This is a genomic window from Limnothrix sp. HT2024 (assembly GCF_059138625.1).
In genome coordinates this window covers 4,404,404-4,418,850 of record NZ_CM181121.1, presented here as the reverse complement: position 1 = coordinate 4,418,850, position 14,447 = coordinate 4,404,404, and the positions used below count along the sequence as shown (strand labels likewise).

Annotated in this window: 8 protein-coding genes; 4 read left to right on the top strand and 4 right to left on the bottom strand. The window is 55.4% G+C overall.

Annotated features, from left to right (window positions below; all coding sequences use genetic code 11):
• Positions 1 to 6: 6 nt before the first annotated feature.
• Positions 7 to 987: a serine/threonine protein kinase gene (locus AC2IAX_RS18125; RefSeq protein WP_494388694.1), complete on the bottom strand. Its 981-nt coding sequence runs from the start codon at positions 985 to 987 to the stop codon at positions 7 to 9.
• Positions 988 to 1,536: 549 nt separating this feature from the next.
• On the opposite strand from AC2IAX_RS18125, the gene grpE reads away from it, so the two are divergent.
• Positions 1,537 to 2,328, top strand: a complete 792-nt coding sequence (gene grpE / locus AC2IAX_RS18120; RefSeq protein ID WP_494388693.1) for a nucleotide exchange factor GrpE — start codon at positions 1,537 to 1,539, stop codon at positions 2,326 to 2,328.
• A 761-nt stretch (positions 2,329 to 3,089) separates the two neighbouring features.
• Positions 3,090 to 4,988: a putative bifunctional diguanylate cyclase/phosphodiesterase gene (locus AC2IAX_RS18115; protein WP_494388692.1), complete on the top strand. Its 1,899-nt coding sequence runs from the start codon at positions 3,090 to 3,092 to the stop codon at positions 4,986 to 4,988.
• Between the two features lie 23 nt (positions 4,989 to 5,011).
• Here AC2IAX_RS18115 and AC2IAX_RS18110 read toward each other — a convergent pair whose 3' ends face one another.
• Both AC2IAX_RS18110 and AC2IAX_RS18105 read right to left on the bottom strand, forming a co-directional pair.
• Positions 5,012 to 5,827, bottom strand: coding sequence for an LmeA family phospholipid-binding protein (locus AC2IAX_RS18110; protein ID WP_494388691.1), 816 nt, complete (start codon positions 5,825 to 5,827; stop codon positions 5,012 to 5,014).
• 796 nt (positions 5,828 to 6,623) lie between these two features.
• Positions 6,624 to 7,373 (bottom strand): alpha/beta hydrolase, encoded by a 750-nt coding sequence (locus AC2IAX_RS18105; protein ID WP_494388690.1) that lies wholly within the window; start codon positions 7,371 to 7,373, stop codon positions 6,624 to 6,626.
• A gap of 1,512 nt (positions 7,374 to 8,885) precedes the next feature.
• On the opposite strand from AC2IAX_RS18105, the gene AC2IAX_RS18100 reads away from it, so the two are divergent.
• Positions 8,886 to 11,207 (top strand): putative bifunctional diguanylate cyclase/phosphodiesterase, encoded by a 2,322-nt coding sequence (locus tag AC2IAX_RS18100; protein ID WP_494388689.1) that lies wholly within the window; start codon positions 8,886 to 8,888, stop codon positions 11,205 to 11,207.
• A 144-nt stretch (positions 11,208 to 11,351) separates the two neighbouring features.
• Here AC2IAX_RS18100 and AC2IAX_RS18095 read toward each other — a convergent pair whose 3' ends face one another.
• Positions 11,352 to 12,311, bottom strand: a complete 960-nt coding sequence (locus AC2IAX_RS18095) for a S66 peptidase family protein (RefSeq protein WP_494388688.1) — start codon at positions 12,309 to 12,311, stop codon at positions 11,352 to 11,354.
• 281 nt (positions 12,312 to 12,592) lie between these two features.
• Here AC2IAX_RS18095 and ftsH3 point away from each other — a divergent pair, with 281 nt between their 5' ends.
• Positions 12,593 to 14,431 carry an ATP-dependent zinc metalloprotease FtsH3 gene (gene ftsH3 / locus AC2IAX_RS18090; RefSeq protein WP_494388687.1) on the top strand — a complete coding sequence of 613 codons (1,839 nt, stop codon included), beginning with the start codon at positions 12,593 to 12,595 and terminating at the stop codon, positions 14,429 to 14,431.
• Positions 14,432 to 14,447 lie beyond the last annotated feature (16 nt).

The window sequence follows — 14,447 nt, the reverse complement described above, 5'->3', positions numbered from 1 at the left end:
CTCGCTTTATTTAGTTGACTTAGCAGGAGACTGAATCGGTGAAGCAGTAGGCGAAGGTAGCGTAGGTGGTTCATTTTTAAACCAGCCCATTGCCCCAAAACCAGCCAGTAAAGTACCAACTGCTGTAATTACTGCTGAAATAGTTATCCAATTCCAGCTTTTGAGGCTCCATGATGATTGCTTCTTCGCTTCCTGGGGAAACTGTTGCAACCATTCCGCAGCCGATCGCGGACGATCGGCCGGTTTCAACGCCATTGCCTTTTCAATTAATCGGCAAATCTTGGCATCATATTGCCCTGAAAACGAAATCGCCACACCCTTAAGTTGTCGCTCCAGTGCATCGGGCGGTGCTTTTCCCTCCAGCAACGTGTAGAGCGTCGCCCCCAAAGAATAAATATCCGTATAGGAATCGCGATCGCCCTTGCTGATATAGGCTTCCGGTGCTGCACAACCATTCGTATGGCTAGCGGTTTGTGTCGCGCTCAACTCATCCGAAAAATTCAGCGCCGACCCAAAATCGATCAACACCGCTTCTGATTGACCAGCCCGCAACCGAATATTCGCCGGCCGCACATCGCGATGGAGCAGTTTTTTGCTGTGGATATAGTCCAAAGCCGAGCCAATTTGCCGAACGTAGCGCATGGCATCATCCACAGGCAATCGCCCCAATTCATGCAAATCTGAACCCGCAATGTGTTCCATCACCAAACAGGGCGCACCATTTGCCTCATCTAACAGATCCTTAACCTTAACCACATGAGGATGATCAAGCTTCCCCAGTTCCATTGCTTCATCGATAAAGGATTGGCGAAGCTTGGCAAAGTTCGGCAGCAGCTTGGCGCTGTCGTTGAGGGTTTTGATCGCGACTGGCTGATTGCTTCTGCGAAGGTCAATCGCTAAGTAAGTAATCGCAAACCGCCCACAGCCCAACACCCGCTCAATTTCGTAGCGATCGCCATCTAACCGATCTCCGGGGTTCAGCGTCATCTCACTTGCCGTTGTCCGCGACTGCATCCCCTCGATTATGCCCCGTCAGCCTCTCCAGGTCAGCCCAGAGGCGTAGGGTGCATGGGAGCAATCTTGGTTATTAACGACCATTGCCCATCACCTCCCATGCACCGCCACCGATCACGAAGAAACGACAATCCCCGATCGGTTGGGCTGCCTCAATCTTCGGTGCATGGGAGCAAGACTCAAGCATTTCGTGACCATTAAGGCGTACTCCCATGCACCCTACGGCTGAATCTGTTTAAATCGGCCTGCATCGGTTTCGGATGGGCGATCGGTTATCCCCGGCCTTGGCATGGGAACGGGCTGAGGATGGGCAGCCAGCGATCGATGATCTCCGGCTCAGGCGGCTAGCCGGTTGAAAGCTGAAATATTGCAAGTTGAAATATTTGAAAGCTGAAACGTTGAAAGCTGCAATGTTGCAAGTTCCAATGAAAAGGATGGCGCTTTGCGTTGGGTGGTTCAGCGGCTTTCGAGGGTGCTTTCGCGCAGTCTGATAGGATATGGGTGAAATCCGCTCCTGAGCTTGTGGCTAGCCCATTGGCTCGGGCCAGCGCAAGGGAAGAGCGAAAGGGACAGGGCCCTTGTTTGGAGCAATTGGCGGCCCATCGGGGCCCAAGTAAAGGACTCAAGCAAAAGTACGAGAAGTTAATGAGCGATCGGGAGCGGTTGCTGAAACGTTGGATGGTGACGGCCAAGGTGCGCAGTTGGCGGGCCTTGGCAGATGCCGCACAGGTTTCTATGTATCAGGTGCGATTGTTGCGGCAAGGCAATCTAGATCGCTTGCGCCTCGATGCGATCGGGCGGATTGCCAAGGCCTTAAACGTCACCCCGATCGATCTGTTGGGCATGGCAAACAATGCCGACAATACCAAGCCCGCCTCCGACCAATCCCCGGCCCAGCGGTTGGCTCCTGATGTTCATGCGGCCGAGTTGGTGCAGCTTCAGCAGGAATATCACCGGCTGAAAACCCGCCTGGAAAGCGAACGAGAGCAACTGTTGGCAGAATTCCAGCGATCGAGCTTGCAAATCCTGGAGCCTTGGCTGCTGAATTGGTATAAGGCCGTTGCCGCCGCCCAGCACAATCCCCACATTCCCGCCACCAATCTTTTGCCCCTGTTGCGGCCACTGGATCAGTTGCTGGAGCATTGGGCCGTTGAACAAATCGCCCCGATCGGGGAAGAGGTGGTCTATGACCCCCAATGGCATCAATTGGCCTGGGGTCATGCGCAACCGGGCGATCGCGTAAAAGTAACTATGCCCGGTTTTCGTCATCAGGGCCGATTGCTGCATCGGGCCCAGGTCAGCATCGTGCAGTGATCCCATCGCCGATCGTTGGTTGATCGCAGACTCATTGCAGGTTGATCCCGGGGCTGTTTTGCTCTGAACTAGTGGGCATTTAGCAATGATCCCAGTACCATTTTTGAGTGACTTCATCGTGACCCCGTGGTGATCCAAAGCACTCCAAATCGTCGCAACTGTCCGCATTACCGACGCTCGATCGCGCTCTTGCGGCCTTCTGGTCACTTATCGGAAGCCCTCGGAGGCTGCTTCCAATCAGCGCGAATCTGCGTTAGAGTTTGACTGTCAGGGTGTCAGTCTTTTGATGTTCGTGCAATGTTTGGGATCTCAGCGGCTGAGCAGGTATGCCGATTGTCATAGGCTGGCTAAGAAATGCTGATGAATAATTCACTTAGTGAGCTTGACAGCCCGCATACCTGCTAGCCTGAGTTTCCAGAATCGGGTGCTGCCGTGGAGCTGTTATCGCTCCCGCTCAATCAGCGTCAGTTCCATCCCTTGGCCTCCAGTTCATGGAACTCTCATTCATTCGCTGTTAACAATGCATACCTTGGGCGATCGCCCCGGGAATTGTCTGTGGTGGTTTACCCGGGCCCAGGGGGCGGTTGTGGGGAAATGAGTGCAGCCGGATGGTCACGACACCAGCAACGACCGGTGACCCATAGGCGACCGGTAGCCTCTAAATTATCCAGAGGACTCATTGGGTGGATTGCGATTAATCTCTAATCCCCATCTGCTCTTGGTACAACGACTGACGTGGCAAATTCTGAGGGCGCTCTCGCGTGGCTGACTCCCTTCAACCTTCCTATGGTTCCGTGTCTCCAGGAAATAACCATCGGTTTGAGTCTTTGCTGGCCAATGCCAGTGACATCATCGTCATCCTTGATCAGCAAGGGACGTTTTGCTACGTTAGCCCTTCGGCCGAGCGGATTTTAGGATATTCCCCCCAAGAGGCCGTTAACCATCACCTCAGCACCTTCGTGCATGAGGATGATGTGCAGGTGGTGTTGCAAACCCTGTTGCGTTCCCTGGCGGAACCGGGGTTGAGTCAGCCCCCCGTTCGCTACCGTGTGCGCCACCGCAATGGGGACTGGAATTTGCTGGAGGCGGTCACGACCAATTTGTTGGATGATCCGTCGGTGCGGGGGGTGGTGGTGAACTGCCACGACATCACGGCCCATGAGCAGGCGGAAAGCTGGCTGCGATATCACGCGCTCTATGACCCATTGACGGCGCTGCCCAATCGGCGGGCTTTGGCGGAGCGGGTGCAGTCATTGATCGATCGAGAGCAGTTGGATTTTGCGCTGTTGTTGTTGGATGTGGATCGCTTCAAGCTGGTGAACAGCAGCCACGGCCACGGCACGGGCGATCGCCTGTTGCAAATGATTGCTCGGCGGCTGGTTTCAGCCTTGCCTCAGCAGGGGATGGTGGCCCGGTTGGGCGGGGATGAGTTTGTGGTGCTGGCGGAGCAGGTACGGCAGTTGGAAACGGCGGAGGCCGTGACCCAGCGGGTTCATGCGGCGCTGAGTGACCCGTTCACGATCGATGAGATGGAAATCTTTGCCAGCGCCAGTGTGGGGGTGGTGTTTAGCCGCACGGGGCCGGGCAAACCGGCCTATCGCCACGCGGAAGAGCTGCTGCGCGATGCGGATATTGCGATGTATCGGGCAAAGACCCTCCGCCAGAGCCACTCGGTGGTGTTTGATCCCAGTATGCGCGATCGGGCGGTGGCACGCTTGCAACTGGAAAATCAACTTTGGCGGGCGATCGAGCGGGGGGAACTGGAACCCTACTATCAACCGATCATTTGCTTGGCAACCGGGGAAGTGAAGGCCTTTGAGGCGCTGATCCGGTGGCATCACCCACAACGGGGCCTGATTTCTCCGGCGGAGTTTGTGCCGATCGCGGAAGAAAGCGGGGTGATCAGCCAAATTGGGGAATGGGTGCTGGAAATGACCTGTCGCCACCTACGCTACTGGAATTCGGGCTTGCGGGCCGGGCGACCAACCACCGTGGCGGTGAACCTGTCGGTGCAACAGTTGGCCCAACCCAACTTGGCTCAGCACATGCGATCGATCTGTGTTCGAGAGGAAATTGATCCCAGTTGGATTGGGTTTGAGATTACCGAAAGCATGATGCTCGATCGCGAAGATACGATCGCCGCCACCTTGGCCGAGTTTCGGGAATTGGGCTTTCGACTCAGCATCGATGACTTTGGCACGGGCTATTCGTCCCTGAGTCGTTTACATCAACTGCCGATCGATACGCTGAAGATTGATCGCGCCTTTGTGGCCCCGATCGAGTCCGATGGGCGCAACGTGGCGATCGCCCGCACCATTTTGGCCCTGGCGGAAAGCCTGAACATGAACGTGGTGGCCGAGGGCATTGAAACATCCGCCCAAGCCCGTGAGCTACGCGCCTTGGGTTGCCAATACGGCCAAGGCTATTGGTTTTCGCCGCCGGTCAGCGGTTCCGGAGTGGCCAGCTTGCTGAATCATCGGTTCAACCTCGTTGAAGGAATCGCCACGCCCCCCATCTCCCGCCTTGGCACGGCCCCAGATTACCCGGACTATGGCGACTACCGGCAAGATTATTCAGAAGACTGCGAAGGCTGTGAAGACTACAGGGACGATTATGCAGAGAATTATTCGGATTATCCGGTGAACTCCCAAGCCCCCTAGGCCAACTCTCTAGGCTAAAACCCCTAGGCCACCAACCCCGGAGTTGTCGTTTCCGGCACATGGTTCACCTGGGCCCAACCGCTAAATACCAATTGTTGGCCGCGGGTTTCGATCGTGTTGATCCGCAGGGTCACCCCATCCAAATTGAAGCGATCGAGATCCACCAACTGATCCAAAACTTTGCCGAGCTGCTCACTGGCCGAAGCCGCCAAGGCGATCATTTCTTCGCCCAGAGCCGCGCGATCGGGCAGGCCATCGGGATCAAATTGGCAATTCAAAAACCGCAACCGACGGCGGCGCTCAATGCCCAAGGTCGCTTGCAGGGCGATCGGCACCGGTTGATCGGCCCCAAAACAAGCCTGGGCGCTAAGGGCAATGCGGTTACTGGCCAGCAAGCGCACCTGAATCGATTGGAACGAAACGCTTTCAGCCTTGGCCAGCTCGCCCCCTGGCAAGTTCTGCCAATCCTGGAGCGGCAAATTTTCCAAATGTTGAACGACCAAGGGAGCCGTGAAAGCCCGGTTGATATCTTCCTCCAGCAACACCACCTTCGCGATCGCCTGGGTGGGTTGGCGCAGCGACAATCGCCCCTGTAACAGGCCCGCAAAGTCGATCGACACCGCATCGGTCTCGAATTCCATGGCCTCTGTGCGGAAGGCATGGCGAATCACCAGCCCCGAGCCGGACATCTGGAAGCGATCGACCTGGCCTTGCAGCAACTTGATCTGAGGTGTACATTCCACCCGCACCTCCACCCGATCGCTCGCGGTGAACAGGTGGCGGATGACCTGAGTAGCCACCACACTCAGCAACTGTTCGCCCCAGTCGGCACTTGGCATACTCGAAAACCTAGTTATCGATCCAAACATCATTTCAGCCAGCGATCAGTCGTTGGGATCTTGCACCGGGGAACTGCCATCAACCACGCATCACCCATGGCATTTTTCAGTTTCCTGCCCGATTCGCAGACCACTTGGGGTTGATTACTTGGATTCAGCGGTCTTTGTTAAGAATCTTTTAAAATTATTATGACAGAACGTGACGAAAAACAACACATTCCTTAAATTGCCCAATCAAAAATACTGGCGCTGACCGTTCTTACGGCTCAAAATTTTGGTCATTATTTCAATATTTGGTAGTCCAGTTAACAATTATTTTCTGAAGTCTTGATGATCTCATTTGCCTTCAATCTGGATTTTATTTCAGAAATTCTTGGATCAGCACTTGCTTCAGGCTTATTTCAGTGCTCATTTTCCAAGAGTCAAAATCCTGAGCAAAGTCTCGAGATCAAGTTTTTTCGATTGTAGTCACGGAATTTCATATTGGATTTAATATCAGAAAAAACAATCAATGACATCAACAAGGACAATATTATAAATTCCATGAAATTCCATAAAAGCAATTTGAATGGTTGATCTTGGCATGGTCAAGGGCGAGCCATCTCTTAATAGCCTGATCCCAATCATTGGGCCGATTTGCCTTTTCAACTTTCAGCTTTCAACGGGCAGCCAACAAGCTGCCACAGCCTCGCTCACAACTGCTCCAAACGGGGCCATAGGATACGGCGCAAATTCAGCCCCATGCAGCACAAGCTCAGCAAATTCCCAACCCGATCGCCCTTGAAGCACAGGAAATTTAGGCAGGAAGCTGCTCAAAGAAAGTGGCAATTTCTTGAAATGCCTGATCGCGATCATAGTCCAGCGTTAGGATATGGTCTGATTTTTCCAGCCAGCAGAGACGCTTGAACGAGGAACCCAGGGATTGGAACAAATGCAGCGCGCCTTGAGGATTCACCACCCGATCGCGCTTCGGTTGCACAATCAGCGTCGGAACCGTAATTTCCCCTAACCGGGGCCGCACTTGTTGAATCAGTGCCAACGCACTCTGCACAGCGCCCAGGTGGAAGGAGCGATAGGGCGCTACTCGATCGGCCGCCGCCCGTCCTTCCGGATCCGCAATGGCCAAGGCCGATCGGGGCACTTCCTTCAGCAGCGGATAAACCCAAGGCAACAACTGTTCCGCCGAGGGCAACCAGGCCGCAGGGCGAACAATTGCCATAAACGGACTCAGCAACACCAACCCCCCGATCGATCGCTGGAGGGCTAGCCGCAACGCCAAGGGACAGCCCGTGGAAAATCCGACCACCACCACCTGAGCATGGGACTGAGCCAGGCGATCGAACGCCGTCTCCGCCGCCTGATACCAATCTTCCCAGCGGGAGTTGGGCATTTTTGGGCCCGGTTGGTCATGGCCCGGATAGGCGATCGCCTCCACCGTCCATCCCAAATTCAACAACAACGGTGCTAACGGTCGCATTTCATAGGGCCCACCCCCCAAGCCATGCAAACAGAGCACTGCCCGCGAGCGATCGGGTGTGGCAACCACTTGAAAGGGCTGATTATCTAACGTTGCGAACGAAAAGGGGAAACCCGACTGATTCGACATGGCTGAAGTTTGATCGTTAGCAGCAGTCTTGCACTATTATTCTCGGGGCTGATGAACTTTTGTCCCCAAACGCTTCCAACAATAGTCTGCCTCAAAATTGGGTTGCTTCTCCGCAGCGGCAACTGCCCCCCCACCCAAGCCTTGTCAATCCCCAAAACCCAATCAAAGCTCAAGAAATTTCTAGATTGAGGCCATATCGGATTAAGTTTTGATCAAATATCAAATAAAAATCAAACAAATACCAAATCAAGACTTAATCAGTATTCAATTCAACTAATATTTGATCGATTCTCAGTTAATTTGCAGTCAATTCTTGATTAATCTTTAATCAATATCTAGTCAGCTTTAAAGTAATTTAAAAGTGACTTTGAAGCAATTGTGATTCGCGAAATCTTATTGCAAAATTAATCGAATCTTGATAGAGTATTGTCATAAATCCTATAAATTTCAAGTAAAGACCTAAGAAAAGCCCCATGAAAGCTCAATAAAAATTAGACAAAAACAAAAAAGTATTATAATCGCGTTAATATAAAAGATTAATCTGAGACATCAAAATCGGGTAGATCACTTCGGGATTTTTGTTGATCTCAGTGTTTTTTCCTGAAGTAGTCAAGATTTTTTGCTGATCTTACTTAGGATCCCTCTAGCCATGCGTCATCTAAAGTCATGATCCCAACCGATCGACCATGACCCTTGAATTGAAATCGTAACGCTCCGCCACAAAGAAGACAATCCTGATTGGAGACTGAATAAACAGAAGATCTATTTCAGCCTATTAACCATGATCATTAAAAGATTCACAGGGTTTTAGACTAGGCTTTGGAGGATAGGACGACACCCTAAGATACTTTCGCGTTGAAAAGTGGCTTAGGTGTGACCTGTCTGGAATGGGCTGACCCGATCAAATGATCAAATGGTCGCTTTCGGTGTGGGGAAGCGACTTGGGATGGGCTGGGGGCGCTTGGCGGGAACATTTAGAGGAGCGTGGCGTAAATCAACGTAAATCAAGGGGTTAACGAAAGGAATGATCGCGCGGCCGCCTTTTCTTGAATTGGGTTTGTCGATTACGATCGCATCAAAATCGTTACTCTCAAACCACCATTACCCTCACCCAGCTCCAGTGCCACCCTAAGACACCGGTTTCGTTAGCCGGGCCCAAACTCTCTACCTCAACCCCGGAGAGGCGACTGGCTCCCAGCTAGCCATCACAAACCCTAGACAGCCTTTGATCCATCATTGCCATGGCTCAAAACCCATTTGCTATTCTGCGCCCGCAGGCACTGAGCTGAGGTTTCAGCAACCCCCTTTCGTTAGGATCACCATCGAATGCTCATCAAGGTTGGGCGGTGGCTGCTGTCATGATTTCGTCAGGCGATCGCCCGCTAATGCTCAAAACAGAACCAATTTGAGCAGTTTAATCAAACGTTTAACTCAATGAAGACTGGGTAGGATGTGATCGATCGAATGGAGGCGGAAGTCGAGCTACAGCGTCAATACTGGCGATCGAAACTGTTCGCAGAAATCGCCCTCAAAATTCACCAGTCATCACGGGTGGATACGATCCTGCAAACCATGGTCACGGAAGTGCAGCGGATGTTGCAGTGCGATCGGGTCTTGGTTTACCAATTCGATGCACAGCGGCAAGGCTCCTTTGTGGTGGAGGCTACCGGCAATGGCCCCTATTCCCTGTTGGGCAAAACCGTTTCCGACCCCTGCTTCACGACCCACTATCACCAGAAATATCTTGAAGGGCGCACCTCGGCTATTGACGATGTGGAAACCGCTCGGATTTCGGTTTGCCATCGCCAACTGCTGCGCCAGTTCGGTGTGCAGGCCAATTTGGTCGTACCGATTTTGCAGCCGGTGATTGAGCCAGACCGCTCTCAAAACCGATTGTGGGGACTGCTGTTGGCTCACCATTGCCAGGGGCCGCGCCAGTGGCAACCCTTCGAGCAGGACTTGTTGCAACAAATTGCGGTGCAGGCGGGGGTGGCCTTGGGGCAATCCCAATTGGTATCGGCTTTGCGGGAAAGTGAGGCGCGGTATGCTTTGGCTGTGCGGGGGGCCAATGACGGGCTGTGGGATTGGGATTTTTTGACCAATCGGGTTTATTTTTCGCCCCGCTGGAAGGCGTTGTTGGGCTACCGCGATTCGGAAGTGGGTGACCAACCCCAGGAATGGCTCGATCGGGTTTATGTGGATGATCAAGCCCAATTGCGAGCGGAGCTAGATGCCCACTTGCAGGGCCGCAGCGACCACTTTGAAAGTGAGCATCGCATTCGCCATGCGGATGGTTCCGTGCGCTGGGTGCTCTGTCGGGGGTTGGCGATTCGGGATGGGCGGGGCCATGTGTTGCGGATGGCGGGATCCTTGGCGGATATCCATGAGCGCAAGTTGGTGGAGTCGCGGTTGCTGCATGACGCGCTCCACGATGCGCTGACGGGGCTGCCCAATCGGGCCCTGTTTATCGATCGGTTGGGTCAAACCATGGCGATCGCCCGTCGCCAACGCAATCACCATTTTGCGGTGCTGTTTTTAGATCTCGATCGCTTCAAGGTGGTGAACGATAGCTTGGGTCACCTCTGTGGCGATCGGCTCTTGGTGGAACTGGCGAACCGGTTGCGCACCTGTGTGCGGCCCCAGGATACGGTGGCGCGGCTGGGGGGCGATGAATTTGCCATTTTGCTGACGGATTTGGATCAGCCGGAAATTGCCACCCGCGCCGCCGAGCGGGTGCAGTTGGCCCTGAAAGCTCCCTTTGATGTGGATGGCCACGAATTCACCATCACCACCAGCATTGGTATTGCGTTCGGCACGCCGGAATATGCCCGGCCGGGGGATGTGCTGCGGGATGCGGATTTGGCCATGTATCGGGCGAAGGAGTTGGGCCGCAATTGCTACGCGGCGTTCGATCGCTCCTTCCGCGAGCGGGTGATTGCGCAACTGCACCTGGAGCGCGATTTGCGCCGGGCCATGGAGCGGCAAGAATTTTTCCTGACTTATCAACCGATCGTGGATTTGGCTACGGGCCGGGTTGCCAGCCTGGAAGCCCTAGTGCGTTGGCATCATCCCGATCGGGGGTTGGTGAGTCCGGCGGAATTTATCCCCATGGCGGAAGAAACCGGCACGATTATTCCCCTGGGCGAATGGATTTTGCGGGAAGCTTGCCAGCAAATGATGGTTTGGTTACAGGCCATTCCTAGCCTGCGATCAGCCCATGGGTGGGCCGGGCTAAGCGTGAGTGTGAACCTGTCGGCGCGGCAGTTTACCCAGCCCAATTTGGCCCAGTCCATTGAAGGCATTGTGGCGGAAACGGGACTGCCTCCGCAGCACCTGAAGTTGGAAATTACCGAAAGCGTGGTGATGGCGGATGCCAAAACGGCGGAGGCCCTGTTGCGGAAACTGCGCGATCGGGGCATTCAACTGAGTATTGATGACTTTGGCACGGGCTATTCATCCCTCAGCTATTTGCAACGCTTCCCGATCGACACGATCAAGATCGATCGCTCCTTTGTCACCCGCAGCCCAGACCAGGAGAGCAATTGGGCCATTGTCCGGGCAATAATTGCCCTGGCGGAATCCCTGGGGATGGATACGGTGGCGGAAGGGATTGAGACGATCGAGCAGTTGCGACAGTTGCAATCGATGGACTGTTCCTATGGTCAGGGCTATTGGTTTTCCCGCCCGATCGATGGAGAAGCGACGGGGCAATTGCTGCTGAAAACTTTTGAGTTACCCCGATTGCCCTTGGCCTTGCGGGGCGACGATCGCTAGACCCCAAAACTAGACCCCAAGACTCAACCGGGCCCTGCTCCTCGATGGGAATCCGAGCTGGGGATCCGATTCGCTGAGCGACGGGTTCAAGATAAGCATCACCCGCCCCATCGGCCCCTTGGCTAACATGCTGGGCGCAATTGCCTAGCTCAAGAGTTCCAAAGTGCCCGCCTCCCCATCCAGCCGGGCCAACGTGCCCACGGGCAAGGCCGCATTCGGGGGTTCATGGCCAAAGGGCAACCCGGCAACGATCGGGAGGCCCAAATCTCCCAGCCGATCGCGCAGCACTTCCGCCATGGAGCAACTGGGCCGGTTGGGCGGCGGGTCGCAGGCGGTGAAATGGCCGATCGCGATGCCCCCGATCGCCCGTAACAGACCGCTCAAACGCCACTGGGTCAACAGCCGATCAATTCGGTAGGGATATTCCGTCACGTCCTCGATCGCCAAAATCGCCCCTTCTAAAGCGGGCTGCAACGGTGTATTGAGCAAATTGGCAATCACCGTCAGGTTCCCCGGAAACAGGCGACCCACCACGGCCCCGCCGCCCCAACCCTGGCCTTGAAGCGGCTCCAAGGGCTGACCGGCCAACAAATTAAACAGGCGATCGACCGTCCAGGCCGGTTCCTGTCCCAAGGTGGCAAGCAAAGGCCCATGCACACCCGCCACCCCTTGCCGGGCCAAACTCCACAACAGGGCCGTAATGTCCGAAAACCCAACCAACCACAGTGGCGATCGCCCTTGGTCTACCATTAACCCCGCCCCCCGACCGGTAAACAGCGGCCAATCCCAATTCTCCAGCAGTCGCGCCGAACCATAGCCCCCGCGCGCACAGACGATCGCTCGACAACCGGGATCCGCCAAGGCCGCCGCCAGTTGCGATCGACGTTGGGCATCAGTGCCCGCCAAAAATCCCGTTTGTGCATCCCAACCGGCGGCAAACTGCACCCGAAAGCCCTGGTCTTGCCAAATTTCCACCCCCCGGGCGATCGCCGCCGAATCCAAAACCGGCCCGCTGGGGGCAATCACCCACACCCGATCGCCCGGCTCCAGCGGCATCGGAAATTGTGTGGCCCTTGGGCCGCCAAATGCCTGCATTCTCTTCATTTCTCCCCAAACGCTTCAACCTGCTGACGGCTAGACCGGCTGGCGGCGACGATCGCACAACCCTTGACCGGCGGGGCGATCGCACTGTTACACCCACCGAGCGATTTCGTCCACACCCATCCTGAGTCGGAAATCCGCATAATCGTTAATAGCAGCCATGGCGACGGACTGGAAGCCATTGCGTTAACATTAGTTAACAACCAGTTAATTTTTGAGCTACGGCAAGTACAGCCCTGGCATAACAAACGCCCTGGCAGAACGCCTTTTAGGAGGATGCACCAGTGAATAAACGGTGGAGAAATGCCGGACTCTATGCCCTGTTGGCGATCGTAATCATCGCCCTGGGTACAGCGTTCTTCGATCGACAGCCCCAAACCCGCGAAACCTGGCGCTACAGCCAATTCGTGCAGGAAGTGCAAGCCAAGAAGGTCGATCGGGTGCGGATTAGCGCCGATCGCTCCCGGGCCTTGGCCACCACCGAAGACGGCAGCACCGTGTTGGTGAACCTGCCCAACGATCCGGAAATCATCAATATCTTGACCAGCAACAACGTTGATATTTCCGTGCAACCGCCCAGCGACGAAGGCTTCTGGTTCCGGGCCCTGAGCAGCCTGTTCCTGCCGATTCTGCTGCTGGTGGGTCTGTTCTTCCTGTTGCGGCGGGCCCAAGGTGGCGCGGGCAACCCGGCCATGAACTTTGGCAAATCGCGGGCCCGGGTGCAGATGGAACCCCAAACCCAAATCACCTTCAACGACGTGGCCGGCATTGAGCAAGCCAAGTTGGAGCTGACGGAAGTGGTGGACTTCCTGAAAAATGCCGATCGCTTCACCGCCGTGGGTGCAAAGATTCCCAAGGGCGTGCTGCTGGTGGGCCCTCCGGGAACCGGTAAAACCCTGCTGGCCCGGGCAGTGGCTGGCGAAGCGGGCGTGCCTTTCTTCAGCATCTCCGGTTCGGAATTTGTGGAAATGTTTGTGGGTGTGGGGGCTTCCCGCGTGCGCGACCTGTTTGAGCAGGCCAAGCAAAACGCCCCTTGCATTGTGTTCATCGATGAAATCGACGCGGTGGGTCGTCAGCGGGGCGCGGGTCTCGGCGGCGGCAACGACGAGCGCGAACAAACCCTGAACCAACTGCTGACCGAAATGGACGGCTTCGAGGGCAACACGGGGATCATCGTGATCGCCGCCACCAACCGCCCCGATGTGTTGGATGCGGCGCTGATGCGTCCCGGCCGGTTCGATCGCCAAGTGGTGGTCGATCGCCCCGACTTCAACGGCCGCCTAGAAATTCTGGGTGTCCACTCGCGCGGCAAGTCCCTCTCGAAGGATATGGATCTGGAGCGGATTGCTCGCCGTACCCCCGGCTTTACCGGTGCGGATTTGTCAAACTTGCTGAACGAAGCGGCAATTTTGGCCGCCCGTCGCAATTTGACGGAAATCTCGATGGACGAAATCAACGACGCGATCGACCGGATTTTGGCCGGCCCCGAAAAGAAAGATCGCGTGATGAGCGAAAAGCGCAAGACCCTGGTGGCCTACCACGAAGCCGGCCACGCCCTGGTGGGTGCGCTGATGCCCGACTACGACCCGGTGCAAAAAATCAGCATCATCCCGCGTGGCCAAGCCGGCGGTTTGACCTGGTTTGCGCCCAGTGAAGATCGGATGGATTCGGGTCTCTATTCCCGCTCCTACCTGGAAAATCAAATGGCGGTGGCCCTAGGCGGCCGCTTGGCGGAAGAAATCATCTTTGGCGAAGAGGAAGTGACCACGGGCGCTTCCAACGACCTACAACAGGTGACCCGCGTGGCTCGCCAGATGGTGACCCGCTTTGGCATGAGCGATCGCCTGGGCCCGGTGGCCCTGGGTCGCCAGCAAGGCAACATGTTCCTGGGGCGCGACATTGCCTCCGAGCGCGACTTCTCAGAAGAGACGGCCGCCGCGATCGATGAGGAAGTCCGCAACCTGGTGGATCAAGCCTACCGCCGCGCCAAGCAAGTGCTGCAAGAAAACCGCGCCGTGCTCGATCGCCTGGCCCAAATGCTGGTGGAAAAAGAAACCGTTGATGCCCAGGAATTGCAAGACCTGCTGAACGAAAGCGATGTGAAAATGGCCGCGATCGCCTAGATTGCCCATTGCCTTT